This window comes from Mycolicibacterium houstonense (genome assembly GCF_900078665.2).
In the GTDB taxonomy this organism is placed as follows: Bacteria; Actinomycetota; Actinomycetes; order Mycobacteriales; family Mycobacteriaceae; genus Mycobacterium; species Mycobacterium houstonense.
This window is the reverse complement of record NZ_LT546207.1, coordinates 3,838,158-3,863,892: the sequence shown is the minus strand read 5'-3', so window position 1 is coordinate 3,863,892 and position 25,735 is coordinate 3,838,158. Positions and strand designations below refer to the sequence as shown.

The 25,735-nt window shown below is 67.9% G+C and carries 19 protein-coding genes and 5 pseudogenes; 14 read left to right on the top strand and 10 right to left on the bottom strand.

Annotated features, from left to right (window positions below; genetic code table 11):
- Positions 1-76: 76 nt before the first annotated feature.
- Positions 77-397: a GNAT family N-acetyltransferase gene (locus BN4332_RS19250; RefSeq protein ID WP_066900721.1), complete on the bottom strand. Its 321-nt coding sequence runs from the start codon at positions 395-397 to the stop codon at positions 77-79.
- A 34-nt stretch (positions 398-431) separates the two neighbouring features.
- On the opposite strand from BN4332_RS19250, the pseudogene BN4332_RS19245 reads away from it, so the two are divergent.
- The 3 genes and pseudogenes from BN4332_RS19245 to BN4332_RS19235 form a co-directional block, all read left to right on the top strand.
- A pseudogene (locus tag BN4332_RS19245) lies at positions 432-1,106 on the top strand (MFS transporter); the annotation flags it as partial.
- Positions 1,094-1,604: pseudogene (locus tag BN4332_RS19240) on the top strand (TetR family transcriptional regulator C-terminal domain-containing protein); the annotation flags it as partial. The pseudogenes BN4332_RS19245 and BN4332_RS19240, both read left to right, overlap by 13 nt.
- Before the next feature lie 4 nt (positions 1,605-1,608).
- Positions 1,609-2,550 (top strand): R2-like ligand-binding oxidase, encoded by a 942-nt coding sequence (locus BN4332_RS19235; protein ID WP_066900633.1) that lies wholly within the window; start codon positions 1,609-1,611, stop codon positions 2,548-2,550.
- Positions 2,551-2,892: 342 nt separating this feature from the next.
- Here BN4332_RS19235 and BN4332_RS19230 read toward each other — a convergent pair whose 3' ends face one another.
- From BN4332_RS19230 to BN4332_RS19220, 3 genes and pseudogenes are all read right to left on the bottom strand, one after another.
- Positions 2,893-3,132, bottom strand: a complete 240-nt coding sequence (locus BN4332_RS19230; RefSeq protein ID WP_160110887.1) for a hypothetical protein — start codon at positions 3,130-3,132, stop codon at positions 2,893-2,895.
- A pseudogene (locus BN4332_RS19225) lies at positions 3,126-5,747 on the bottom strand (alpha-(1->3)-arabinofuranosyltransferase); the annotation flags it as partial. The gene BN4332_RS19230 and the pseudogene BN4332_RS19225, both read right to left, overlap by 7 nt.
- A gap of 40 nt (positions 5,748-5,787) precedes the next feature.
- A complete protein-coding gene (locus BN4332_RS19220) occupies positions 5,788-5,961 on the bottom strand; it encodes a DUF2613 domain-containing protein (RefSeq protein ID WP_003881739.1) in 174 nt (57 codons plus the stop codon).
- 103 nt (positions 5,962-6,064) lie between these two features.
- On the opposite strand from BN4332_RS19220, the gene BN4332_RS19215 reads away from it, so the two are divergent.
- Positions 6,065-7,207 carry a glycoside hydrolase family 3 N-terminal domain-containing protein gene (locus tag BN4332_RS19215; protein WP_066900629.1) on the top strand — a complete coding sequence of 381 codons (1,143 nt, stop codon included), beginning with the start codon at positions 6,065-6,067 and terminating at the stop codon, positions 7,205-7,207.
- 87 nt (positions 7,208-7,294) lie between these two features.
- Here the strand turns inward: BN4332_RS19215 and BN4332_RS19210 are convergent.
- Positions 7,295-8,155, bottom strand: a pseudogene (locus BN4332_RS19210) (amidohydrolase family protein); the annotation flags it as partial.
- A pseudogene (locus tag BN4332_RS34480) lies at positions 8,121-9,287 on the bottom strand (hypothetical protein); the annotation flags it as partial. The pseudogenes BN4332_RS34480 and BN4332_RS19210, both read right to left, overlap by 35 nt.
- 227 nt (positions 9,288-9,514) lie before the next feature.
- Here BN4332_RS34480 and BN4332_RS19200 point away from each other — a divergent pair.
- The 4 genes from BN4332_RS19200 (at position 9,515) to BN4332_RS19185 (ending at position 12,900) form a co-directional block, all read left to right on the top strand.
- The gene (locus tag BN4332_RS19200) at positions 9,515-10,138 is read left to right on the top strand and encodes a TetR/AcrR family transcriptional regulator (RefSeq protein WP_066900719.1); all 624 of its coding nucleotides are present in this window, start codon (positions 9,515-9,517) and stop codon (positions 10,136-10,138) included.
- 74 nt (positions 10,139-10,212) lie between these two features.
- Entirely contained in the window at positions 10,213-10,518 is a 306-nt protein-coding gene (locus BN4332_RS19195; protein ID WP_066900623.1) for a hypothetical protein, read from the top strand.
- Between the two features lies 1 nt (position 10,519).
- Entirely contained in the window at positions 10,520-12,394 is a 1,875-nt protein-coding gene (locus BN4332_RS19190) for an alpha/beta hydrolase (protein WP_066900621.1), read from the top strand.
- A gap of 20 nt (positions 12,395-12,414) precedes the next feature.
- Entirely contained in the window at positions 12,415-12,900 is a 486-nt protein-coding gene (locus BN4332_RS19185; RefSeq protein WP_235654144.1) for a hypothetical protein, read from the top strand.
- Here BN4332_RS19185 and BN4332_RS19180 read toward each other — a convergent pair.
- Complete coding sequence (locus tag BN4332_RS19180; protein WP_066900617.1) at positions 12,897-13,985, bottom strand: methyltransferase; 1,089 nt, start codon at positions 13,983-13,985, stop codon at positions 12,897-12,899. The two genes, BN4332_RS19185 and BN4332_RS19180, sit on opposite strands and share 4 nt — an antisense overlap.
- Positions 13,986-14,038: 53 nt before the next feature.
- Here BN4332_RS19180 and BN4332_RS19175 point away from each other — a divergent pair, with 53 nt between their 5' ends.
- From BN4332_RS19175 to BN4332_RS19160, 4 genes are all read left to right on the top strand, one after another.
- The gene (locus tag BN4332_RS19175) at positions 14,039-15,400 is read left to right on the top strand and encodes a CoA transferase (RefSeq protein WP_066900616.1); all 1,362 of its coding nucleotides are present in this window, start codon (positions 14,039-14,041) and stop codon (positions 15,398-15,400) included.
- Positions 15,401-15,611: 211 nt separating this feature from the next.
- Positions 15,612-17,084: a DUF3375 domain-containing protein gene (locus tag BN4332_RS19170; RefSeq protein WP_066900614.1), complete on the top strand. Its 1,473-nt coding sequence runs from the start codon at positions 15,612-15,614 to the stop codon at positions 17,082-17,084.
- A complete protein-coding gene (locus BN4332_RS19165) occupies positions 17,081-17,845 on the top strand; it encodes a DUF4194 domain-containing protein (RefSeq protein ID WP_066900612.1) in 765 nt (254 codons plus the stop codon). The genes BN4332_RS19170 and BN4332_RS19165 overlap by 4 nt, the downstream gene beginning before the upstream one ends.
- The gene (locus BN4332_RS19160) at positions 17,838-21,200 is read left to right on the top strand and encodes an ATP-binding protein (protein WP_066900610.1); all 3,363 of its coding nucleotides are present in this window, start codon (positions 17,838-17,840) and stop codon (positions 21,198-21,200) included. Before BN4332_RS19165 ends, BN4332_RS19160 begins: the two co-directional genes overlap by 8 nt.
- Before the next feature lie 29 nt (positions 21,201-21,229).
- Here the strand turns inward: BN4332_RS19160 and BN4332_RS19155 are convergent, their stop codons facing one another.
- Positions 21,230-21,910: a TetR/AcrR family transcriptional regulator C-terminal domain-containing protein gene (locus BN4332_RS19155; RefSeq protein WP_235654143.1), complete on the bottom strand. Its 681-nt coding sequence runs from the start codon at positions 21,908-21,910 to the stop codon at positions 21,230-21,232.
- Between the two features lie 107 nt (positions 21,911-22,017).
- On the opposite strand from BN4332_RS19155, the gene BN4332_RS19150 reads away from it, so the two are divergent.
- Positions 22,018-22,752 (top strand): NAD(P)-dependent oxidoreductase, encoded by a 735-nt coding sequence (locus BN4332_RS19150; RefSeq protein WP_066900606.1) that lies wholly within the window; start codon positions 22,018-22,020, stop codon positions 22,750-22,752.
- Positions 22,749-23,441, top strand: a complete 693-nt coding sequence (locus BN4332_RS19145) for a DUF4386 domain-containing protein (RefSeq protein WP_200820316.1) — start codon at positions 22,749-22,751, stop codon at positions 23,439-23,441. The genes BN4332_RS19150 and BN4332_RS19145 overlap by 4 nt, the downstream gene beginning before the upstream one ends.
- A 57-nt stretch (positions 23,442-23,498) precedes the next feature.
- Here the strand turns inward: BN4332_RS19145 and BN4332_RS19140 are convergent, their stop codons facing one another.
- Positions 23,499-24,314 (bottom strand): MaoC/PaaZ C-terminal domain-containing protein, encoded by an 816-nt coding sequence (locus tag BN4332_RS19140; RefSeq protein WP_096867113.1) that lies wholly within the window; start codon positions 24,312-24,314, stop codon positions 23,499-23,501.
- A gap of 13 nt (positions 24,315-24,327) precedes the next feature.
- On the bottom strand, positions 24,328-25,680 hold the full coding sequence (locus tag BN4332_RS19135) for a 3-oxoacyl-ACP reductase (protein WP_066900602.1): 1,353 nt from the start codon (positions 25,678-25,680) through the stop codon (positions 24,328-24,330).
- Between the last annotated feature and the right edge of the window lie 55 nt (positions 25,681-25,735).

The window sequence follows — 25,735 nt, the reverse complement described above, 5'->3', positions numbered from 1 at the left end:
GGCGCACCCAGATGCCCGGCTTCCTGGTGACCGCGACCAAGGCCTAGCTGTTGTGGCTCGGCGATGGTCCGTCCGGTCACCCCTGGTTGGCCTCCACCACAGCCAGCACCTCCGGGGTGACCGGATCCAGGATGTCGTCGAAGTCGTGATGTTTCTGCACGTATTTGGCGACGTACGGGCAGACCGCCACGATGCGCTTGCCTTCCCCGCGGGCATGGGTCAGCGCGGCTTGGACCAACTCGCCGGCCAGGCCGCGGCCGCCGAACTTGTCGTCGATCTCGGTGTGGTAGAAGATGCGCTGATCACCGGAGTCGATATAGGCCTCCAGGCCGGCGTGCTCACCGTCGACGGTGATCTCGTACTGGCGCGCTTCGGGAATGTTGCGGACTTCAGCCATGTCCCAACTATGCCGCAGCGGCGCTGGCAGCATCATGCAGATGGCAGTCACCACAACGTCGACGTGGGCGCCGTTGGCATCGCCGATCTACCGGGCGCTGTGGATCGCCCAGTTCGTCTCCAACCTCGGGACGTGGATGCAGACGGTCGGTGCGCAGTGGATGCTGGTCGGCGACCCGCGGGCTCCGGTCCTGGTGCCGCTGGTCCAAACCGCCACCACGCTGCCGGTGATGCTGCTGGCGCTGCCCTCCGGGGTGCTGGCCGATCTGGTCGACCGGCGCCGGTTGTTGCTGGCCACCCAGGGGGCGATGGCGGCCGGGGTGGCCGCACTGGCGACCCTGACCGGCGCCGGTCTGGCCACGCCGACCGTGCTGTTGACCCTGCTCTTCCTGATCGGCTGCGGACAGGCACTGACCGCGCCGGCCTGGCAGGCGATCCAGCCGGACCTGGTTCCCCGCGAACAGATTCCGGCTGCCGCCGCGCTGGGCAGCATGAGCATGAACGGCGCCAGGGCGATCGGTCCGGCCATTGCCGGGGCGCTGGTGTCCCTGTCCGGCCCGACGCTGGTGTTCGCGCTGAACGCGGTGTCGTTCGCCGGGATCGTGGTGGTGCTGCTGCTCTGGCGGCGCCCGGCCGCCGAACACCTGTTGCCCGCCGAACGGCCGCTGGCCGCGCTCAGCGCCGGTGGCCGGTTCATCCNTTCATCGCCGACATCGGCAGCCAGCGGGTCCGCGACTACATGGAGGGCCGCATCCGCGACCTCGACCCGAACCGCCCGTTCTTCGAGTTCCTCACCGACTTGCTCGACGACTGGGTGGCCTACTTCGCCGACCATCCCCAGGACCGTTCGTTGCATGCGGCGGCGAGCTTCGAGGTGGATACCGACGCCCGGGTCAGCGTGCGGACCGTCATCCATCGGCACTATCTCGAGGTGCTGCGTCCCTTGGTGCGCGACGCCCAGGTTCGGGGTGATCTGCGGGCCGACGCGGACACCGACGCGTTGCTGTCGCTGCTGTTGATGATCTTCCCGCATCTGGCCCTGGCGCCCTACGTGCGCGGGATGGATCCGATCCTGGGCCTCGACGAGCCCACTCCCGAGCAGCCGGCCCTGGCCGTGCGCCGACTCGTCGGAGTGTTGCAGGCCGCGTTCGCGGTACCCAATCTCCCGGCGTCAATCGAAGCAGCCCACCAGACCTGAGGAGGTCAATTCCCATGCCACACACCAAGTTCGGCTCACTGGCCAAGGGCGGTCTCAACTGGGACAGCGTGCCGCTGCGGCTTTTCGCCGGGGGCAACGCGAAATTCTGGAACCCGGCCGACATCGATTTCTCCCGTGACCGCGCGGATTGGGAGTCGCTCACCGACCGCGAACGTGAATACGCCACCAGGCTGTGCGCCCAATTCATCGCCGGCGAGGAGGCGGTCACCAAGGACATCCAGCCGTTCATGGCGGCGATGCGCGCCGAGGGCCGCCTCGGCGACGAGATGTACCTGACCCAGTTCGCTTTCGAAGAGGCCAAGCACACCCAGGTGTTCCGGCTGTGGCTCGACGCCGTCGGGATCACCGACGATCTGCACAGTTTCTTCGACGACCTGCCGGCGTACCGGCAGATCTTCTACGAGGAACTGCCCGAATGCCTCGACGCGCTGTACACCGATCCGTCACCGGCCGCCCAGGTACGGGCGTCGGTGACCTACAACCACATCGTCGAGGGCATGCTGGCCCTCACGGGATACTATGCGTGGCACAAGATTTGCGTTGACCGCGGCATCCTGCCGGGGATGCAGGAGCTGGTCGGGCGGATCGGGGACGACGAGCGTCGCCACATGGCGTGGGGCACGTTCACCTGTCGCCGCCACGTGGCCGCCGACGACGCCAACTGGGCGGTGTTCGAGGACCGGATGAACCAACTCATCCCGCTGGCGCTGCGGCTGACCGAGGAAGGCTTCGGCCTGTACGCGCCCGACATTCCGTTCGGTCTGGTGCAGGACGAGTTCATGCAGTACTCCGCCGACAAGGGCATGCGCCGGTTCGGCACCATCAGCAGTGCACGCGGCCGGCCGCTCGAGGAGATCGACCTCGACTACTCGCCGCTGACGCTGGAGGACACGTTCGCCGACGAGGATGCGCGGGCCCTGGCGGCCACGGCGTAGGGCCGCTGTGGACGGCGAGGAGTTCGCTGAGGCACGATCTGCCGGGGTGAGAGGCGACTCCCGCAGAAACGGCCGGTGCGGTGTCGGCGAACCCCTCTGCCGCCGACACCGCAGCCGTGCGCACTGCTAAATGCGCAGCCGCGCGATCACAGCTAAGCCGTGAGGCCAGCTGACCAACTGAGTGCCCAGTTACTGCATTCAGTCCTGCACAACCCTGGTCGGCAACCTGCACTCCCCCATGCAGCAAAGTGCTTACCGGATTGAACAACGCGTGCCGGTACCGTAAGTACCGCATACACGTGTTGTCAACAGCTATGGCGAACACGTCGGCGTGAGCCCAGCTCAATCCTGGTCAGCGGGCGCCTGCGCCGGCTCGGTCTCCGGTGTTCGCTGCGGGGACGGCGCAGGGGTGACGGTGGACGCCGCGACGCAGGTGATCGACAGCAACGCGAGCAGTTGAACCCACGGGGAATGCCCGATATAGCCGTCGACCGACCGCCACGGGTACTGACTCAACGCGGCGCCGGCCAGGATCAGCCCGCCGGAGGCCACGGCGACGGTGAGCTTCTCGCGTCGTCCCACGCGGTCGCGCAGCAGGTAGCGCAGCCCCAGGGTGGCACCGGCCACCAGNGCCGCAGCGTGATCGGGTGCGCGAAGCCGGATGCGTCGTACTGGGTGATGGACAGATCGGTGACACCGAACTGAACGCCCCCCGAACCGTCGTCGGTGGCGACGGCGGTGACGCGCACCCAGGGTGACTCACCGACCGGTAGCGGCACGGTCAACGGCTGGCCGGCGGTGTCGAATCGCAGGCTGCTGGTGCCGGTCGCGGTGGCCACCTCGATGCGGCGCACCTGGGCGCCGACCGCGGTCGCGCTGGGGGTGATGGTCAGCGTGGCATTGGTGATCGGGTGTTCGAAATCGACCTGCAGCCACTGGCCGACGGCGGCCTGCAACGCGTTGGACACCCACGCGGTCGAGCTGTCGCCGTCGATCGCCGCCGCGGGCCCGGTGGCCGGTGCGACGTTGGGTAGTGCGGTGGAGTCCGCCGCCGAACTCGACACCGACACCCGGCCGCCGTTCCACTTGCCGAACACGGGCGCGGCCCCGCCGGCCGGATAGTCCGGGACCCGGTTGTGGGTGTGTCGGGCATCGTCGGGGGTGCGGATCGCCGAGGCGTGGTCATCGACCCGGCCATAGTCGATCTCCCGCGAGGTCGGGGTGTCGGTGACGATCACCCCACCGGATTTGTCGGGTTGGACCGGCAATCCGGCTCGCTCGGCATCGGCGGTCAGCAGCATCGGCCCGAGCGGGGGCAGGCCGGTCAGGCGGCGGCGTTCGTCGAGGCGCAGCAGTGCCTCGGGCGCACCGGCCACCCGCGTCATCGCGTCGGTGTCCACCAGGTACGGCGCGTTCGGGTTGGTGGTCCCGGTGTCGACCCGATAGATCTCCACCGCGGGGTAGCGGGGTCGCAGACCGCTGTCGGCGACGAAGCCCTCCAGCGTCCCCGGCCCCACCGACTCCCCGAATTCAGCCACCTTCGACAAGCCGGGCGACCCCTCGATCGCGCGGTGCACCAACACCGGGCGGGCCGAGCGGGACACGTCGGGATCCAGGTCGTTGCGCACCACGACATAGGAAATGCCTTGTCGGACAAGGGTATCGGCCAACCCCTCGGAGGGGCGTCCGGCCGCGAACAGCCGCTGCACCGAATCGAGGGCGCGGATGGTCTCCGGTGGGGTCAGCGGGATCGAATCACGCACACCCCACGGGCTGGATCCGAGCACCTGCAAGGGCTCGTCGTGGCTGTTGCCCCAGGTCTGGGTGGCGAACGGCGCACCGGGAGCGACCAGGACCCGGCCCCGTTCGGTGTTGTTCTGATCGAGCCAGTCGGCGGCGTCGTGCCAGTACTGCGGGATCGCGGTGAACGTCCCCGCCGGGGCGATGCGGCCGGTCCAGGCGATCGAGGTCCCCGCGGCGAGCGCGGCGAGCACCACGATGGCGACCGCGATGCGCTTGTCCCGCTCGGGCCGGGCGAACGCGGTCAGCCACACCGGGCGGGGGGCGCTGCCGGGCAAGGGAATCCGGCCCAGGAGATGGGCCAGACCCAGCGCCAGCGGCAGACGCAGCACCGGATCGAGCTTGGCGAGGTTGCGCAGCGGTGTTCCGGTTCCGTCCAGGAAATCCTGCACGGCGGTGGCCACCGGGGAACCCAGCCCGCCGGAATAGCCCAGGGCCAGCAGCACCACACCGACCATCAGCATGGTGATCAGCCGCCCGCGGGCGGGCATCGAGCGCAGCGCGAGGCCGGCCAGGCCGGCGGCGGCGACCAGGGTGGTGGCCAGCACCGCGACCGTGCTCGTCACCATCGACGCGGCCGCAGTGGCGGTGGGCGCCACGAACGGAGTCCAGCTGTGGGTGCCCCGCAGCATCTCGGTCAGCGACATCCACTGGGTGGTGACGCCCGAGGATTCGATGAAGTCCAGGAACGGAGGGCTGATCCGGCCGAGCATCACCAGCGCCACCACCCACCAGGTGACCGCCAGCGCCCCGCACAGTGCCCACCACGCGGTGAAGCGCCACCACACGCGATTGGGGCGGTGACACGCCCACCAGATGATCGCGGCCAGGCAGCCGGTCAACGTGGCGACGGCGTTCACGGCGCCCATCAGGGCCACCGCGCCGGCGGACCGGGCCGCCATCAGCCGCACGTTGTGCTGCCCGCGCAACGCGAGGATGACGGGCAGCAGCACCCACGGCGCCAGCATCATCGGCAGCGTTTCGGACGAGATCGCGCCCAGGGTGGTCAGCACCCGTGGCGACAGGGTGAATGCGAGCGCACCAAGGACCCGTGAACTGGCACTGCCGATGCCCAGGGCTTCGGCGACCCGGATGAAACCCCAGAAACCCACGGTCAGCAGCAGCGCCCACCAGAGCCGTTGGGTCACCCAGCCCGGAATTCCGAGCAGATCGCCGGCCAGGAAGAAGGTGCCGTGCGGGAAGAGATAGCCGTAGGCCTGGTTCTGGGCCTGTCCGAACGGAAGGTCGCTGTTCCAGAGGTTGAAGGCGCGAGCCAGGAACCGCAGCGGATTGGCGGTCAGGTCGAGCTTGGTGTCGGGTGAGATCTCTCCGGGTGACTGGGCGAAAGTCAGGAGCAGTGTCGCCGCGGCGACCACCCACAGCCAGCGCCGCGACAACTGCGAGTCAGATGCCCGCCGCGTCAGCGGCACATCCAAGCTAGGACCGGTCGCCGTACTCGACCCGGTTGAGCACCGATGACGCCGGGTCGCCCGCCTGCAGCGGAGGCTTTGTGTCCTGCTGCACCATCAGCGTCACACCGAAGACGGCAGCCGCCCCCAACAGCAGGCCGACGACAATGCTGGCCGCGGAGGGGATGACGAACCGATTCACCCGGCCAACCTAGCACGGCGACCCCACCGATCAGTGCGAGGTCGACGTGGGTCGACACGCAGAGAATCGATTACGGCTTGTTCAGCGGCTAAGGTCGGGGCCCATGGCTTCATCGCGTCTCGTCGCAACCTTCGCCGCGTTGTCCGGACTGCTGCTGGCCTGTTCCCCGGGTACACCGGCATCGGCACCAGAGTCACCTGCGCCTCCGGCCATGAAGCCGATGGCCACCGATGCGCCGCTCCCGGCGGCCCCGGCCTGTGACCTGGCCAGCCTGCCGGCCCGGGACAAGCTCGCTCAGCTGCTGACCGTCGGTGTCACCGACGCGGCCGACGCCCGTGCCGTGGTGACGAACCAGCACGTCGGCGGCATCATGATCGGCAGCTGGACCGACCTGTCGATGCTCACCGACGGAACGCTGCCCGCGCTCTCCGCCACCGGCCCGTTGCCGCTGGCCGTCAGCGTCGATGAGGAAGGCGGCCAGGTGTCCAGGTTGTCCTCGCTTATCGGAGCACAGCCCTCCGCTCGCGAGCTGGCCCAGACCCATACTCCCGACGAGGTGTACGGCATCGCGCTGGAGCGTGGCCAGAAGATGCGCGGCCTCGGGATCACCGTCGACTTCGCGCCCGTCGTCGACGTGACCGGCAACAGCGCCGCGATCGGTGACCGGTCGTTCGGCGACGATCCGGCCACCGTCACCGACTATGCCGGCGCCTACGCCCGCGGGCTGCGTGACGCAGGCCTGCTGCCGGTGCTCAAGCACTTCCCCGGCCACGGCCACGCTTCGGGCGATTCGCACACCGGCGCGGTCTCGACGCCGCCGCTGGCCGAACTCAAGAACAACGATCTGGTGCCCTACCAGACCCTGACCACCGCCGCGCCGGTCGCGGTCATGGTCGGACACATGGGGGTGCCGGGCCTGACCGGCTCCGACCCGGCCAGCCTGAGCCCCGCGGCCTACCAGCTGCTGCGTTCGGGTGGCTACGGCGGACCCGGCTTCAACGGCGTGGTCTACACCGACGACCTGTCCAGCATGGCGGCGATCAACCAGCGCTACGGCGTGGCCACCGCGGTGCTGCGGGCCCTGCAGGCCGGTGCCGACAACGCGCTGTGGATCACCACGGGCGAGGTGCCCGCCGTGCTGGACGGCCTGGAGAAGGCGCTGGCCGATGGCCAGCTGAGCCAGGCCAGTGTGGATGCGGCGTTGCAGCGGAATGCCGCGGCCAAGGGCGGGGTCCGCTGCGGCTGAGCCGCACAGACCGGCACGGCGGCTGAGCCGCACAGACCGGCACGGCGGCTGAGCCGCACAGACCGGCACTGCGGCTGAGCCGCAGCGTCACAGCGCGTACACGCGCTCGGCATTGCGGGCCCCGATGAGGTCCACGATCCGGATCGCGTCGCGTTCACTGCAGTCGCCGGCGCGCACCCAGCCGCCCAGCACGCGCCCCATCGCGCGCCGCCACAGCACCGAACCCAGCAGGTGCAGCTCGGGCGGGCCGAAGGCATCCGAGGAGTAGAGCTGCTTGGCGAAGGGTGCGGTTTCCAGCGCCTCGGCGACCAGTGCCGTCGAGCGCGGCCCGAGGTGATTGATGCCCAGGCCCACATCGAAGTTCACGTTGTCGAAGGCCTGGGCCAGGTAGCCGGCCTGCCGGTGGAACGGATAGCAGTGCAACAGCAGCACCGGCACCGGCGGCATCGTGCGCAGCAGAGGCAGCAGCAGCATCGGGTCGGTGCGGTGCAGATCCAGATCGCGATCCCCGAACCCGACGTGCACCTGTATGGGCAGTCCCAGAGCAGCGGCCTCGTGCACGCCGAACGCGATCAGCACGGGGCTGTCGACCCGGATCGTCTGCCGGTCCGACAGCTCGCGGGCGTGCTCGACCACGACCGCGTCGGCGGGACGGGACCAGTCGATGTCGAACGATGTGCGATACGCCGCGATCGTCTTCGAACCAACGACCCGGGCGCCGGCAGTGCGCAGGGCGGTGCGGAACGCGTCGGGAAACTCGTCGGCCCGGGTACCGGCTTCGAGCAGTTGTTCGGTGAGGCGCTCCAGGCGCAGGACCTCCGACGACGGGCGGCCGCTGAGCTCGGTGAGCCGCGCCGGGGTGGTCAGCAGGTGACCGTGAAAGCCGGTGTCGACGATCCAGCGGTCCACGCGGGCCCGCGGCAGCAGCAGCGCGGTCAGCTCGGCCGGGGTGAGCCGNGAAGGTCAGGGTGATGGTCTCGGCGCCGCCGGCCGGGATGACCCAGCCCTGTTGCCACCCGTTGATCTTCACCGGGGTCAGCTCGGTGCCCGCGGCGTCGCGGGCGATCCAGCCCGGGTTCACGCTTTCGGGCACCACCAGGGCCCGTGTGGTCGTGGCGGCCGGCACCTGCACCTGGCGCCGGTCCGGTGACCACGTCGCGGTATCGACGGGAGTTGTTGTGGCCGTGCGCAGTTGGTCGGCTGCCGGGGTGTTGAGCACCACGCCGTCGACGACGAAGGCGGCCCCCGGGCTGACCAGTAGTTCCTGCTGCCCGGCGGGCAGGGTGACCGGTCCCTTCCGGCAGGGCCGCGCCGGAATCGGATTGCCGTCGAGCAGCGCGCCGACGGTCGTGCGAACCGAGGTCTGGATGAACTCTCCCGCGACGCCGATGATCGGGCCCTGTCCGCACGGAAGTGACACGGTCCGTTGGCGATTGGCTGCCGCGTCAGCGGCGGCGATGGGCTTGCCCCGGATGTCGAGCGCGGTCAGCTCGGCCAGGCCGGGCGGCTTGAGCTGATCGAAACCCAGCGACGTGCGGTCGATGATGTCGTTCCATCCCAGCAGTGACACGGTGATCGTGTCCGTCAACCGCGGTTTGAGCTTGGCGGTCTGGACTTCGCCGTTGCCGGGCAGCTTGTGCATCTGGGGACCATCGCCGAGATCGATCGCCACCAGCGTCGGATGTGCGGGCGGTTGGTTGGCGCCCGGATCGATCCGCAGCGCACCCACTTCCGTGGGCGCGGGCAGTTTCAGCGTCAGAGTCGGGGGAGCCTTGAACTGGACGACCCGCTGCGGAGCGGTCCACGACGTCCGCGGGTCGCCGTCGGTGGCGGCGTAGGCCGAACCGAGCACATCGATCGGATCGGCGTCACCGGACGCGCGGGTGGTCCCGGGCTGGGCGACCAGGTCGGCCAGTTTCGGCCCCTGCCGGGACCGGATCCACACCGTCGGCTCGACGTCGGTCGGCGTGGGCACCGACAGGGTGCGGCTGAGGTTGACCGGCTCCTCGGAGGCCAGCGCCAACGACGCCGCGCACCGCACGCCCGCCGGGCTGTCAGCGCATCCGGGNCCGCTTCGAAGCCGGCCCGGTCGACGGGCCGGTCGAAGGCGCCGTGCACATGGTGATCGATCAGCGCGACGGTGCGCAGGTGCTCGGCCAGTGCCCCGGGAACCTCGGCGCCGACACCGTCGAAGATGTCGTCGAGATCGCCTTCGGGCATCGGGTGCCACCTCCGGAGCTCAATACACCACATCCGACCTGCGGACGCGCGGGTACCGAAGTTTCCGAGGATGCTTATCCTGGTCGGATGGCAGGTGGAACCAAGCGGCTGCCGCGAGCCGTACGCGAACAGCAGATGCTCGACGCTGCGGTGCAGATTTTCTCGGTCAACGGCTACCACGAGACCTCGATGGACGCGATCGCCGCGGAGGCCGAGATCTCCAAGCCGATGCTGTACCTGTACTACGGGTCCAAGGAGGAGTTGTTCGGCGCCTGCCTGAACCGTGAGCTGACGCGGTTCGTGGATGTGGTGCGCGGTGAGATCGACTTCACCCAGAGTCCGAAGGATCTGCTGCGCAGCGCCGTGCGGGCGTTCCTCACCTACATCGATACCAATCGCGCGTCGTGGATGGTGCTCTACACCCAGGCCACCAGCTCCCAGGCGTTCGCCCACACGGTGCGCGAGGGTCGTGAGCGGATCATCGACCTGGTGGCCCGGCTGCTGAGTACCGGTACGCGAAACCCCCAGCCCGACAGTGACTTCGAGATGATGGCTGTCGCGCTGGTGGGTGCGGGCGAGGCCATCGCCACCCGGGTCAGCACCGGCGACGCTGATGTCAACGAGGCCGCCGAGTTGATGATCAATCTGTTCTGGCGCGGTCTGAAAGGCACGCCATCGGACGCGGGTTCTCAACCCGTGTCGGCCGGCTAGCAGCTAGCCAGAGCCTCCCGGCACCGAACAAATTGGTGTCCTGACCCCCTCGTCGGGGGCAGTACGCTCCCGATATGGGTTCTGCGCTGACAGTTGCTCCGGCAGCGCTGCAGTCGGCCGCCGCAGCCGAAACCGCGGTGGGTCAGGCCATCACCGGCCTTGACGTCGGGCAACCACTGAACGCGGCGGCAGCGGCCATGCCCGGCCTGCAGAGCGGTGCGGCCTCCGCGCAGGCTGCGCCGATCGTGGACGGTGAAGCCAGGACCATCGGCAGCGAGGTCGGCGCACATGCCGACAAGCTGAGCCAGGCCGCCCGGGCATATCAGGGCACCGACGCCGAGTCCGCCGACCGCCTGAACTCCGCCCAACCAGCGGGCTGAGATGTCGGTCTCGATCTCTCAGGTGGAAGCGTCCAACCCTGAGGCATTGGTGCAGAGCGGCGCCGACGTCGGGACCCGCGCCGCCACCCTGGCGACCCAGATGGACCAGCAGCGCGCCGTGATCGAGAAACTGCGCTCTCACTGGAAGGGCAGCGGGGCCGATGCCGCCATCGACAACGCCACCGCGACCTTGCAGCGCATGCAGCGCCTCCATGACGCGCTCACCGCACTGAGCACCGCCTTGCAGGACGGCGGCGCGGATCTGGTGCAACAGCGCAGCAGCATCGTGAGCAGCGTCGACCAACTTCGCGGGCAGGGATGGCAGGTGGCCGACGACGGAACGGTTTCGATCCGTCCCGGCAGTGCGCTCGACACCTTCTCCCGATTGAGTCCGGTGAACCGGATGATGTTGTTGGCCCTGGCCGCGAAGGCTTCAGCTCAACTCAAAGAGAAACTGGCGCGTTTCGAGGCCACCGACACCAAGGTCGGCCAGCAGGTGCGCGACGCCGTGGCGTCGCTCAATGCACCGGATCCCAAGCAGGCGCCTGACCCGAACAGCCCGAAGGCGCTCGTCGACCGACTGGGCGGGATGACACCCGACGAGCGGGCCGCCTTCTTGGCCGGGCTGAGCCCCGAAACCCTGCACGAGATGGTGCTCGCCGATCCGCAGGTGATGGGCAATACCGACGGTGTGCCGTTCAATACCAGGATCGAGGCCAACGACATCAACATTCGCAACGCGTTGGACGAGGAGCTGAAGAAGCCGTCGCCCGACGATGCCCGGGTCAAGCAGCTGCAGGCCATGCTGACCCCGATCGAGTTTCCTCCCGGCAGCGGTCAGAAGGTGCCACGAAAGTTCGTCGGGTTCTCGCTGGAGGGCAACGGGCGAATGATCGAGATGGTCGGTGAGATCAAGCCGGGTATCAAGGGTGTCGGCGTGGTGGTTCCCGGCACCGGCACCAATCTGAACGGCAGCGGCTCGAACCACAAGGCGGCGGTGGAGCTGGCGAGTCAATCGGGATCGCCCGTGTTCCTGTACATGGGCGACGACTTCCCCCAAGACCTGCTGACCGACGCGACGGACCCGTCGTACGCGGCGTCGATGGCTCCCAAACTGGTGTCGTTCGGCCATGAGATCGACCGGGAGGTCGGTGCGAGGGCGGCGGGCACGCCGGTGACCTATATCGGCCACTCCTACGGTGGCGCGATCGTCGGAACCGCCGAGCAGATGGGGTTGCGCGCAGATCGCATCCTGCATGCCTCGTCGGCGGGCACCGGCATTCTCACCGGCGAATACACCAACCCGAATCCGGACGTTCAGCGCTATTCGATGACCGCGCCGGGAGATCCGATCGGGCCGGTTCAGTCGCTGCCCCGTGACGCCAGCGATCAAGGATGGATCGACTCGATACCCGGGATTCCGCACACCGTCGACGGGCAGGTGGGCAATCCGCTGGGTGGCCTGCCCTCGGCGACCGACCCGGACAAGATCCCCGGTGTCACCCGCCTGGACACCGGGTACTACGGCAGCGACGGTCCGCACCACGGCGAGGTCATCGTGGGGCAGAACGCACACGGGGAGTACTGGAACGACCCCGACTCAGACGCATTCCACAACATGGTCGCCGTCATCAACGGCGGCGAGGCCACCGGCTATGTGGAGCGAGGCATCGAGACGAACTATATGGATATCGATATCGGCGATGACGGGAATTTCCGGGCCGAGGCGTCGGATGCGGCGCGCGGCTTCGGTGCACCCAAGATCCCGGAGCTGCCCTGGGACGATGACGGATCCTACGAACGGCGGCAGCATCCGTGGGACAATCCCCGAGTGACGGACAATCCCGGCAAGGGGCCACGGATACAGGTCAAATGAAGCTGATAACAACGCTTTTCGTGACCGTGCTGGTGGTCTTCACGAGTTCCTGCGGATTCTTCCGAACGGACGGGCCTGCGACTGAAGGTGAGGCGATGACGGAGCCGATTTCGTTGACTGTCACCGAGGCGGCGCGGGTAGTGGCCGGCTACGTGGCGATGATCGTGGGCAGGCCCATCGATCCCGACCCCGCATACGCGGCCCTGCATGGCTGCCGAACAAACGATGCGATGATGCCGGACGGGCCGCCCTGGCGGGTGTACCGCAATGCCTCGATCACCGACCCGGCTCCCGAACTCGTGGAGGCGGCGCTGACCCGGATCGACACCTTGAAAGATCAGGGGTTCGAGCCGATCCCGTGGACCCGCCCAGACCCGGAACCGCCCAATCACAAGGGGTACCGGGATGGTCGCGGCTATCTCGTATCGGTACGGGCGGAGGTCAATTCGGGCGGCATCTATCAGTTGAGGGTGTCGGCAACCTCGCCGTGTGCGAACGAGGATTAGACGGCCACACCCTCCACCAGGCTGAAGGGTGACGCCGTCGGCACCACCTTCGTCAGCTGGAACCCGCTCTGCTCATACAACTTTCGGTACTCATCCTCGGTGCGCTCGCGGGCGGCGATGCCGATCAGCATCTCCATGTCGGTCCATTTGCCGAGGAACTCCCGGTCGTGGTCGGGAATCACTCCCTCGATCAGCAGCAGGGTGGCGCCGGGTGTGGCGGCGGCGCGCACATTGCGCAGGATCGCCAATGCCTCGGCGTCGGGCCAGTCATGAATGATGTTCTTCATGACGTAGGCGTCGGCGCCGGCGGGAACACTGTCGAAGAACGAGCCGGGGATCACGCGGACCTGTTCGGCGACGCCGTGCTTGGCCAGCAGTTCTGGTGCCCCGTCGACCACCTGGGCCAGGTCGTACAGCACGCCCTGAGCGGTGGGAGTGGCCTGCAGGATCGCGGCCAGCAGTCGCCCGTGGCCGCCGCCGATGTCGGCGATGGTGCCGAAGCGGCTGAAGTCGTAGGCCGCCACCACCGGGGCAATCGCGAGTTCGGAGACGCTGGTCATGGCGTCGTTGAAGATCGCTCCCAGTTCGGGCTCGGAGCCCATGTAGTCGAACGCCGCCTTGCCACGCAGCTTGGGGATGACGGCCTCACCGGTGCGCACCGCGTCGGCCAGGTGGCTCCAGTGCTCGCGATGCTGCGGTGACCCGACGAACCTCGCCATCCCGGCGATGGATACCGGCGCGTCGCTGCGCAGCGTGTCGCCCAGCGCGTTGAGCGCGTAGCGGCCGTCGCGCGTGCGACGGAAGATCCCCTCGCTGACCAGGGCACGCATCAGCCGGTCCAGGGCGTCGGGGTTGGCCTCGACTCGTCGGGCCAGGTCCGCGGGGCGCAGCGGGCCATCGGCCAGCGCATCGGCCACCCCGAGTTGGGCGGCGGCGGTGATGCCCTGGGCCACCCAGGCGCCCAGAATCAGCTCCAGCATCGCCGCGGGTGGTGGTACCGCGCGTTGGTGCAGGCGGCGCAGATGGTGACGGACGCGTTCGACGGCGCGAACCAGTCCGGCGGGCGGCACCTTGGCGGGAGTCACCGGATGACTCTAGGGCAGGTGGGCCGCGGGCTGACCCCTTTCGAGATGATGGAGTGGTGACCGGCACGGCTGACATCCCAGAGTTGTATCGGTGGCTTGCTCCCGCAATCGGACCCATCGACGACACGGCCGTGGCGCGGGTGACGGGTCCACGTTCCTGGTGGGGCGGGCCGCTCGATGTGGAAGGGCTCGCTCTGGGCAGTGTCCAGACGGCCCTCACCGCAGCGCGGCTGGCATGTGGACCACGGGAACACTTTCAGACCGAAAGTGGCTCGGTTGCTGCGGCTTTCGCATCCCTGGACCATCTCCGCATCGACGGCCGTAAGCCTGAGGGTTTCGCGCCGATGTCGGGCTTTTTCCCCGCCCGCGACGGCTGGGTGCGGTTACATGCGAACTATCCGCACCATGCCCGCGCCCTGTCGGGCGCCCTCGGTGTCGATGGCAAAGCAGACCTGGCCGACGCGATCGCCTCGTGGTCAGCGGCCGACGTCGCGCAACGGGTTACCGACGCCGATGGGCTCGCCGTCGTCGTCCGTCCGCCCCAGGACTGGCGGCGCAGCCCGGAAGGGCGTTTCGTCGACTCGCAACCATGGATACGGTTCGATCTCGTCGAGGCCCTCGGGCCTGCCCTCGAGGTCGGCCGCCGTCTCACCGGTGTGCGGATTCTCGACCTCACCCGGGTGATCGCCGGACCCGTCGCCACCCGGTTTCTCGCGCTGCTCGGCGCCGACGTGTTGCGGATCGACCCGCCCGCGATCCCTGAGCTGCTCGACCAGTACATCGACAACGGTTTCGGTAAACGAAGCGCCACAGCGGACTTCACCGATCCGGCCCAGCGCGAGAAGCTGACGGCGCTGCTGCAGAACGCCGACGCCCTGATCATGGGCTACCGACCGGGCGCGCTGGAAAAGTTCGGGTTGGACCCGCATGCGTTGCGAGAGCGCTATCCGAACTTGGTGGTGGTCACCCTGGACGCGTGGGGCGACCACGGCCCGTGGGGTGACCGCCGCGGCTTCGATTCGCTGGTTCAAGCCGCCGTCGGTATCGCTCAGCTGTACGGGCAGTCGGACGCCGAAACCGGCCCCCGACCCGGTGCCTTGCCGGTCCAGGCGCTGGACCACTCCACCGGTTATGGCGTGGCGGCAGCGGTCCTGGCCCTCCTCGCCCGGCGTGCCACTGCCGGCGCGGGCTGGGCGCATCTGTGCCTGGCCCGGACGGCGCATCTCCTCTTGGATTTGCCGGCGGCCCATCGTGACCGCCGAGACCTGGAAGTGCCGCGCGAGCAGAGCGAATCAGCCTTCGGCCAGCTGTCGTTCGCGTCGCCACCGGTATTCGTCGACGGCAACCGGATCGGCTATCGCTGGACTCCCGGTCCCTACGGCGCTGACCCGCTGGAATGGGCGGCCGACCGGTAAGGACGTCGCTGGGTCACCGCGGGGTCGTGCGGAGCGGCCACCGCGGACGTGGCCGTCGTCACACTGCCGGACGTCCGGGACGGCCACTGACGGGTGTCGAGCAGGGCCAGGCCTGACCCGGGATGTGGGTAGCAAACGGAACTGCGGCGGGATCTGTGCCGCCAGCCGCCTAAAGTGGTGCCGATGTCCACTGCGAAACGAAGGGCCGGCCATGCCTGACGCTGACACCGGCCATGGGTCGCTGGACCAGCTCTACCAGCTCAATCGTGACGTGGCCGACTCGCGGTCGGCGCGGCTGTTGGCGACCAACAACCTGGCCACCTACCTCACCCTGATGGAGCGCCACCTCGACCGCGGCGCCAAGCTCACCGAGACCGAGCTCGTGGTCCGGCTGGAACGGGACCTGGCCGACCTCGGTTCCGAAACCGAGCAGTCGGGTCTGGCCCTGATCAAGTACTGGGCCGGCCAGGGCTGGCTGCACCGGATCACCGAGCAGTCCGGCGACACCGAGCGCAACGTCTGCTACCTCACCTACGAGGCGCGGGCGGTGCTGGATTTCGCCCGCCGTATGCGCCGCGAGGACACCATCGCCACCGGCGGTTTCATTCCCCGCATCGCCGCNGCTGCCGGTTTGCGGCGGGTGGCCGGCCAGGTCAGCAACGACCCGGACCGAATCCGTGCCGACATCGAAGCCGAAATCGCCAAGCTGCGTGACGAATTGGATGCGCTCGAGCAGGGGCAGCGGCCCGAACCGGACCTGGTCGACATCGAAGACGAGGCCCGGGCCATCGCGCTGCAGATGGAGCAGATCGTCTCCGACATCGGGCAGTACGGCAGCATGCTCAACCGCATCACCACCCGGCTGCTGGACGCCTCCGCCGACACCGATCTCGGCTACCGCGAGCGCCAGCGTCAGCTGTTCGACGACTATGAGTCGTTGTTCGCCTCCCGCGAGAGCGCGTCCTACAGCGCATTCACCCGGATGATCCAGGATCCCGAGCAACGGGCCGCGCTGGTGGCCGACATCGACGCGGTGACCCGTGAGCTGCCGCATCTGGACCCAGGCCTGCGGGAGGTGATGACGGGATTCTTCAGCCTGGTGTCTGCGCAGACCGCCGAGGTGGGGCGCACCCGGCAGCGTTGCGCCCGCCGGATCAAGCGCTTCGTCGCCTCCGGGACCCTGGAACACAGCCGCGGTGTCACCCGTCAGCTCAACGACGCCCTGGCCAGCGCGCATGAGCTGCTCAGCGTGTCGCTCGCCGACAGCCGCATCGGCATCGAGGTGCCCCTGGTCCGCACGGACTTCAATTCCATTGGCGCCGTTGCCTTCAAGATTCGTGACGCCATCCCACCGTCGCAGGCCGAAACTGCGGAAGGGGAGGTCAATCTGTCGGCGTTCTCGGCGCTGGCGTCCCAGGTGGACGCCGCGGAGTTGGCCGACCTGATCAACGGTGCGGTGGCCTCCGGACCGCTGTCGTTGCCGGATGCGATCGGCATGCTGGACTCCGCTTACCTCGGGCACGTGATCGTGCTGTGGTCCTGGGCGCTCAAACAACCCGCCCCCGGCGACGCGGAGTCGGTGCGTGTCCGGTTCCGGTCCCTGGAAGGCGCCGATCGCGAAATCGAGATCCCCCGATTGGTTTTCACCGAACCGATCCCGACTGCCACCGAGAGCATGCTATGACCGACACCCCGAATACGACGCCCGCCTCAGACGCCGTGCCGGTCCAGGACTCGGCGATCGATTTCGATGCGCTGCCGAGCATCGACGCGGTCGAACGGTCCACCGACCAGCGCCGCGCGCCGCGCTTCGACGGAGACGTCAGCGAGCTGCCCGACCGCGCCTGCTGGGCGCTGCAGCACCTGCTGTCACGTCGCTATGTCAGCAAGGACAACCATTCCGAGTTGTGGTCGTGGGTGACGCGCTACCGCACCGAACTCACCGTGCGGCTGTCGGAACTCGATATGCGGCTGTGCATCTCGGACGATCATGACATCGCCTACGTCGAACAGGCCGACTACGAGTCGCAGTGGCGGCGCCGGTTGCTGCGACGAGAGACCCTCAACACCTACGACTCGATCCTGGCCCTGCACCTGGCCAAGCTCATGCGGGCGGCGTCCCGCGACGAGAACGTCCTGATCAGCCGGGACGAGATCCATGAGCTTTTCGCCGGGGTGAACAACGACACCGACCGGGACACCGCGTCGTTCGACAAGCGGATCGACAACGCGATCGAGCGGCTCACCGACATCGAGATGCTGGTCCGCAACCGTGAGGACGAGGACAGTTTCACCATCAGCCCGGTGGTCAACGCGATCATGACCGCTTCCATGATCACCGAGCTACAGCAGCAGTTCGAGCAGCTCAAGCGGGCCGCCACCGGCAGCGATGTCGATATCGATGCGGCCGAACGGCTCGAGGACGGAGTGGACGCCCATGGCTGAACCGACCAACCAGTTTTTTCTGTCACGTCTGCAGGTCATCAACTGGGGCGTTTTCGACGGCTACCACTCGATTCCGTTCAGCCCGCACGGCACGCTGATCACCGGTTCCTCGGGTAGTGGTAAATCCTCACTGCTGGACGCGATTTCGCTGGCCTTCCTGCCCTCGCACCGCCGTAACTTCAACGCCTCGGGTGACACCACCGCCGCTGGCTCGGGCACCGGCAAGCGCACCGTCGACAAGTACGTCCGCGGTGCCTGGGGTGAGCGACGCGAGGGCACCAGCAGGCAGATCATGTACCTGCGCGGAACGGGCCCGGCCTGGTCGGCGGTGGCGGTCACCTACAGCGACCGGACGGGTCGCTCGGTCACCGGTTTGGTGCTCAAATGGCTTGCCGCCGAGAAGACCTCGGACCCGGGCAGTCGCTATTACCTGATCGACGCCGACCGCGACATCTTCGGGTTGTGCAACCGCTGGGCGGCCAACGGCTATGACGCCGCGGTGTTCCGTGACGACGGCTGGACCGGCGGACGCAGCGAGAGCCAGTACCTGGCCCAGTTGTACTCCAGCATCGGCATCCGCGCCTCCGAGGCCGCCCAGCAGCTCCTCGGCAAGGCCAAATCGCTGAAAAGCGTTGGTGGTCTTGAGCAGTTCGTGCGCGAGTTCATGCTCGACGAGCCGGCCAGCCTCAGCGGCGTGGAGGAGGCGCTCGAGCAGATCAACCCGCTGGTGGAGGCTCGTGGCCTGCTCGACGTGGCCCGGCGCAAGCGCAACACCCTGGGCAACATCGCCGCGGTACAGGCCCGGTATGCCGACGAGGCGGCCAAGTTCGGCGTGATCGACACCATCGACAACGCGATGATCCGCGATTACGTCGACCATCTGCGGTTGGCCCAGGCCGGCCCGGAGATCGACAATCTCGACGACCAGATCACCCAGCTCGGCGCGCAACGCGACGAATTCGGGGCCCAGCAGCGCCAGCTCAAGAACGAGCACAACTCGCTGATGGCACAGATCAACACGGTCAGCGTCGATCTGGTGCCGCTGCAGCAGCGGCTCTCCGAGGCCGAGCGCATCAGCGACGAGGTGTCCCGCCGGCGCAGCGGATACGAGGAGAAGGTCGCCTCGCTCGGGCTGACCCCGCCGGACAACGGCGAGGAATTCTGGTCGCTGCGTGAGACTTTGATGGACGAGGCCGACCGGCTGCATCGGGAGCTGTTCACCGGTAACCAGCCTTACGTCGAGGCCTCGGCCAAGGAGGTCCGGGCCAGGGAGGCACGCGAGAGCATCGAGGCCGAGCTGGAGCGCGTGCAGCGGCTGGGCTCCCCGCTGCCGCGCACCGAGTACGAGATGCGGGCCAGGATCGCCCGGGCGCTCGACATCTCCGAGCGTGATCTGGTGTACGTCGCCGAGCTGATGGAGCTCAAGCCCGAGGAGTCGCGCTGGCGACTGGCGGTCGAGAAGACGTTGCGGGGGGCCGGTTTACGTCTGCTGGTTCCCGAGGCCCATCTGGAGCGGGCGCTTCGGTTCGTCAACGAGAACGACATGCGCGGGCGGATCCAGCTGCAGCATGTCCAACACGGGGCGCAGTTGCGCACCCCGCAGCCGGGCACGCTGGCGACCAAGCTCCAGCTGGCCGATCCGACGCACGACAGTGCGGTGGAGGCGCTCAACGTGATCGCGAGTGTCGGTGACTACGTGTGCGTCGACGGGCCCGAGGAGTTCACCGAGCAGGCCCGTGCCGTCACCGACCAGGGTCTGCGCAAGGACAGCGGCCGGCTGTCGATCAAGGACGATCGGTCCCGGCTGCGGCCATCGGACTACATCTTCCTGGGCGGTACGGCCGCGAAAATCGAAGCGCTGCAGGATGATCTGACTGCGGCGCAGGATGTCTACCAGGTGGCGCGCAGTGCCCGCGAACGGCTCGACGAGCACCGCGGTCAGCTCCAGGCGCGTGAACGAGCCTGCCGGGCGTTGTGTGACCAGTTCATGCAGTGGAGCGACATCGACACGGACTCGGTGGACGAGATGCTCGAGCGGCTGCAGGACGAGCACAACCTGCTGGTCTCGGACAATCCCGATGCCGAGCGGATGCAGCAGCGGGCCGACGAATGCTGGGAACGCGTCGAGAAGGTGATCCAGCAGATCGGCTCGCTCAACGAACGCGAGACCATGCTGGATCGCCGGCGGACCGCGCTGCTGGAACTGTCCGAGATGCTGACCGAACGGCTCGGGGACAACGAGTTGCCGCCGCACGCCCGAGACACGATCGACGGCTATGCCGCCGACATGGCGCTGACCCTCGAGCTGCTGGACTCCGAGCCTTATCGGGCCGAGCTGACCCGCGTCATCGGTCGTGAGCGCGACCGGCTGCGGGCGGACCGCAACCGTTCGCACGATGAGCTGGCCGGCATCATGGCCGCCTACGACAGCTCGTTCCCCGACGCCATCCCCAACGACAGCGATGTGTTCGACGAGCGGGTGCACGACTACGTGGCGCTGTGCCGGCGGATCGACGAGCGTGAGCTGCCCGACGCCTACGAGCGCATGCAGCGGCTGATCACCGAGCAGGCACCGGGCGCGATCCTGAACCTGCACATGATCGCCGACAACGAGGCGAGGCGAATCACCGAGCAGATCGCGCGGGTCAACACCGGTCTGGGCGCGGTGGAGTTCAACCGCGGCACCCGGTTGACCCTGCATGCCGGCACCCGGCACCTCGCCGCGGTCGATGAGCTCAACGAGAAGGCCCAGCGCATCTCGGCGCGGGTGTCACTGGTCAGTTTCGGTGACGAGACCGCGATGTTCGAGCAGTACACCGACATCCTGCAACTGCGAAAGTTGTTGGCCGGCACCACACCTGAGGACCGGCAGTGGACCCGTGACGCGCTCGATGTGCGCAACCGCTTCGTGCTGTACTGCGAGGAGCGTGACGCTGAGACCGGTGAGGTGATCCGGACCTACAGCAACTCCGGCGACAACTCCGGCGGTGAGCAGGAGAAGCTGATGGCGTTCTGCCTGGCCGGTGCGCTGAGCTTCAACCTGGCCAGCCCCGACAGCAACGACACGCGGCCGTTGTTCGCCCAGCTCATGCTCGATGAGGCGTTCTCCAAGTCCGATCCGCAGTTCGCCCAGCAGGCGCTGTCGGCGTTCCGCAAGTTCGGTTTCCAGCTGGTGATCGTGTCGACGGTGCAGAACAGCACGACCATCCAGCCCTACATCGACAACGTGGTGATGGTGTCGAAGTCCGACGCGTCGGCGCCCAATGCCCGGCCGGTCGCATCCGTCACGTCGGCGTCGATCTCCGAATTCGCCGATCTGCGAAGGAATTCGGGGGACGCGATACCCGCCACCTGACCCTGCGCGACATGAATGCCGGGAGCTGGTCAACGCCAGCTGTCGCGCTGCCGTTCAAGCCCGTCGAGGATGAGGTCGAGTCCGATGGCGAACTCTTCGGCGTATTCGTAGCCAGGTTTGAGGGCACGGTCGACGATCATCTCGGTGAGATGCGGGAACTCGTCGCGGGGCAGTTGCTTCACGATCGAGCCGGCCACGTCCTCGAGCTCCGAAGATGATCGAAATGGCAGGCTGAGTTCCTGCAGCGTGGAGCCGTAGACGTAGCCGTCCAAGACCGAGAACGCATGTGCCGCACCGGCAATCGAGAAGCCACCCGACCGCAGGCACCCGATTGCCGCGTTGTGCTGGCGCAGCGTCGCGGGCCCCGGGTTCGCCCGTGAGTCCATCAGACGGATCGCCCACGGGTGGCGGATCAGTGCCTCACGCATCGAGACCGCCCGCCGTCGCATCGCCGTGCGCCAGTCCATGTCGTCACCGGGAAGCTCGATCTCGTCGAAGACGATGTCGACCATGCCGTCGAGGATCAGGTCCTTGTTGCGGAAGTGGTGGTACAGCGACATCGATTCGACGCCGAGCCGCTCACCGAGCTTGCGCATGCTCGGCACGCCGCCTCCGGCCTCGTCCGCCAGGGCGACCGCGGTGCGCAGCACCAGCTCCTTGCTGAGCGGGTTGCGGCGGGATTCGGACGGGCCGGCGGCGTCGGTGGTCACGAAGGTCATTCTCCTGTCTGGCTGTCGATGAGGCTTGACAACCTTACGCTGCAAGGCTGTACCTTACGGCGTAAGGCTGCGGTGGTTTCGAGTAGGAGGACAGAGCTGTGGAACTGGTCGGATCAGACGAAGCGGAGAAACCGGCCGCGGGCAAGAAGGTGTGCATCGTCGGTGCGTCCGGGAAGCTCGGGCGTTACCTGGTGCGGCACGCGCTCGACCGGGGGTACGACGTGGTGGGTGTCTGCCGGGAGCAGAGCGTGACCAAGCTCGCCGACTTCGCGGGGCAGATGACGGTCATCCCCGGAGCGACCGACAACGACGCGGTCATCGAACGGGCGGTGCGTGGATGCGACGCCGTGCTCACGGTCTTGGTGCCGTGGGGCGTGCACCACTACGCCTCGGGCACAGCTCAAGCGGTACTCGACCACGCCCGCCCTGGAGCCCGGCTGGTGTTCTCCTGCGGTTGGCACATCACCCGCGACGGCAAGGACGTCTACACCAGGAAATTCCGGCTGTATGCGGCCGTGCTCGGGCGACTGGCCAAGCTGGCCCGGGTCGTGGACGTCGACGATCAGGTGGAGGCATGCCGGCGGATCTTCGCCAGCGACACGCGCTGGACCGTGGTGCGTGGCAGCGACTTGGAGGAGGGCGAGAGTCAGGGCCTGCCCATCTGGAGCCGGCACGTCGGCGACCCGGTCCTGGCGAGCAACCTGACCCGTCGCGTCGACTACGCACTGTTCATGGTCGAGGCAGTGGAGAACGACGCCCTCGTCCACGAGGCCCCGGCGATCGTCGGCCGGCTGACCCCGTCGGCCCTGGCTCATGCCGGTGATGCGGCGTGAGCGTCCGCTTCGAGTCCGCCTCGCGCATCGCACCCAGGACACTTGCGCGAATCGCCGGGGTGCTCTACCTGAGCGTCGCCGTGCTCACGATCTTCGCCGGGGTGGTCAACACACTCATCGTGAAGTCTGGAAACGCCGCGGCCACGGCTGCCGACATCGGCACCTCGGCCTCCCTGTTCCGCGCCGGCATGGTCAGCGAACTCGCAGGGGCCACGGCCTTTCTGGCGACGAGCATGGCCTTGTACCTGCTTTTGCGGCACGTCGACCAAATGGCCGCCGCGGCAATGGTTGTCCTCGTCGCGGTCAGCGTCGCGATCCAGAGCCTGAGCCTGCTCAACCAGAACGCGGCGCTGCTGATCGCCACCGGTCAATACGCCTTCAGTTCAACCGATTCCGACCAGCTGACCATGCTGTTCGCCGACCTGCAACACAACGGATACCTCATCGCCCAGACGTTCTTCGGTCTGTGGCTGCTCCCGCTGGGCTACCTGGTCTTGAAGTCGGGTTACTTCCCCAAGGCGCTGGGCATCCTGCTGGTGCTCGGATGCTTCGGCCACGTCGCGGACGTCTTCTCCCGCTTGCTCGCCCCTGATTTCGGAGCATTCATCTCGCCATTCGTGCTGGCTGTCGCGGCGGTCGCGGAACTCTCGTTCATCGTGTGGCTGTTGGTGAAAGGTATCCGGGCGTGAATCTGCCGAGTGCGCGCACCGTTCGCGACATCGCGAACGGTGCGCACACTCGATGCGTCAGAGTGGGCTGACCGTCGCCGACAGGTGCGGGTAGCCCTTCTTGAGATTGCGCAGCGTCAGTTCCCAGCCGCCGGCGTCGCGCTCGACGTAGAGACCGGCTTTGGCGGGCAGAACCACCGGCTTGGCGAACCGCACCGAGTACTTCACCGCATCCGGCAACTGGCCTTCGATATTGGCCAGCACCGCTGCGGCACTGAACATCCCGTGCGCGATCACGGTCGGGAAGCCGAACAGCTTGGCGGCGATCGCGTTGGTGTGGATGGGGTTGTGGTCCCCGCCGATCGACGCGTAGTTCCGGATCTGGCCCGCGGTGATGTTCAGAACCGCGTTGGGCGGCGGCAGTTTCGGCTGCTTCTGCGGTTCGGGCTTCGGTTCCCCGGACAGGCTGGTCTTCTGCTGATGCAGGAAGGTGGTCACCTGGTGCCAGGCCGTGTCATTGCCGACCTTGAGGTCGGTGACGATGTCGACCAACAGACCCTTGCGGTGTTCGCGCAGGTTCTCCGCATGCACGGCCGCGCTGACGGTGTCGGTCACCTTGATCGGCCGATACTGCGTGATGTGGTTCTCGATGTGCACCGAACCCATTGCCGGGAACGGGAAATCGAACCCGGTGACCAGTGACATGACCGTCGGGAAGGTCAGCGCGAACGGGTAGGTCAACGGCAGGGTGTCGCTGAACCGCAGCCCGGTCACCTGCGCGTAGGCGGCGACGTTGGCCGGATCGATGGACAACTCGTCGACCGTGACGGTGCGGGCCGGCAGGGTGTCGTCACGCGGAATGAACGGCAGGGCGCCGACGACGGCACGCAGCATGTTGTTCACGCCGTCACGCCCCCAACATGGCCTGGCCGCAGACCCGGATGGTGTTGCCGGTGACCGCATTTGACGCCGGGCTGGCGAAGTAGGCGATCAGCTCGGCCACGTCGACCGGCTGTCCGCCCTGGAACAGGGAATTCAGGCGACGACCGACTTCGCGGGTGGCGAGCGGGATCGCCTCGGTCATCTTGGTCTCGATGAAGCCGGGGGCCACGGCGTTGATGGTGATGTTCTTCTCGGCCAGCACCGGCGCCAGCGCCTCGGTGAGCCCGATCATGCCTGCCTTGGTGGCGGCGTAGTTGGTCTGGCCACGGTTGCCGGCGATGCCGGCCATCGACGACAGCCCGATCACCCGGCCGCCCTCGCCCAGCGCACCGGCCTCCACCAAACCTTCCGTGAGCCGCTGCGGGGCAAGCAGGTTCACCGCGATGACGGCGTCCCAGCGGGCCTCGTCCATGTTGGCCAGCAGCTTGTCGCGAGTGATGCCGGCGTTGTTCACCAGCACGTCGACCTTGCCGCCGTGCTGTGCGGTGACATGGGCGACGATCTGCTCGACGGCGTCGTCGGCCGTGACGTCCAGCGTCAGTGCGCTGCCGCCCACCTTCTCGGCGACCTTGCCCAGGTCCTCGGCGGCCTGGGGGACGTCGACGGCCACCACGGTGGCTCCGTCGCGCGCGAACACCTCGGCGATGGTCGCGCCGATGCCGCGCGCGGCACCGGTCACCACGGCGACCTTGCCGGCCAGTGGCTTGTCCCAGTCGGCCGGCGGGGTCGAGTCGGCGGCACCGACCCGGAACACCTGCCCGTCGACGTAGGCCGACTTGGCCGACAGGATGAAGCGCATGGTCGACTCCAGGCCGGTGGCGGCGGGCTTGGCGTCGGCGGCGAGGTAGACCAGCGAGACGGTGGCGCCGCGGCGCAGCTCCTTGCCCAGTGAGCGGGTGAAGCCCTCCAGGGCGCGCTGGGCGATCTGGGCGTGCACGCTGCCGGCCTGGTCGGGGGTGGTGCCGATGACCACGACGCGGGCGCAGGAGCCCAGATTGCGCAGCACCGGGGTGAAGAACTTGTACAACTCCTTGAGGCCGGCCGCGTCCTCGATTCCGGTGGCATCGAGCACCACGCCGCCGAACGAGTCGGCCCAGCGGCCGCCGATGTTGTTGGAGACCACGTCGTAGTCGTCGGCCAGGGCAACTCGCAGGGGCTCGGCGACGCGCCCGTCCCCGCCGATCAGCAGGGATCCGGCCAGGGGTGGATCGCCGGCGCGGTAGCGGCGCAGGGTCTCGGGCTGCGGTACGCCCAGCTGCTTGGCCAGGAATGATCCCGGCCCGGAGTTGACCACTTGGGAAAACAGGTCGGAAGCCATTTCAGCTGCCTTTCGCTTCGCAGTACTGCGTTGTCCACACCGAACTTACTCCAGA

Bases quoted from the DNA above. Each gene is read 5' to 3' on its own strand.
- BN4332_RS19165 (WP_066900612.1), top strand. From the start codon at position 17,081: ATGACCGACACCCCGAATACGACGCCCGCCTCAGACGCCGTGCCGGTC.
- BN4332_RS19195 (WP_066900623.1), top strand. From the start codon at position 10,213: ATGGGTTCTGCGCTGACAGTTGCTCCGGCAGCGCTGCAGTCGGCCGCC.
- BN4332_RS19140 (WP_096867113.1), bottom strand. From the start codon at position 24,314: ATGCTGCGTGCCGTCGTCGGCGCCCTGCCGTTCATTCCGCGTGACGAC.
- BN4332_RS19135 (WP_066900602.1), bottom strand. From the start codon at position 25,680: ATGGCTTCCGACCTGTTTTCCCAAGTGGTCAACTCCGGGCCGGGATCA.
- BN4332_RS19250 (WP_066900721.1), bottom strand. From the start codon at position 397: ATGGCTGAAGTCCGCAACATTCCCGAAGCGCGCCAGTACGAGATCACC.
- BN4332_RS19190 (WP_066900621.1), top strand. From the start codon at position 10,520: ATGTCGGTCTCGATCTCTCAGGTGGAAGCGTCCAACCCTGAGGCATTG.
- BN4332_RS19160 (WP_066900610.1), top strand. From the start codon at position 17,838: ATGGCTGAACCGACCAACCAGTTTTTTCTGTCACGTCTGCAGGTCATC.
- BN4332_RS19200 (WP_066900719.1), top strand. From the start codon at position 9,515: ATGGCAGGTGGAACCAAGCGGCTGCCGCGAGCCGTACGCGAACAGCAG.
- BN4332_RS19215 (WP_066900629.1), top strand. From the start codon at position 6,065: ATGGCTTCATCGCGTCTCGTCGCAACCTTCGCCGCGTTGTCCGGACTG.
- BN4332_RS19235 (WP_066900633.1), top strand. From the start codon at position 1,609: ATGCCACACACCAAGTTCGGCTCACTGGCCAAGGGCGGTCTCAACTGG.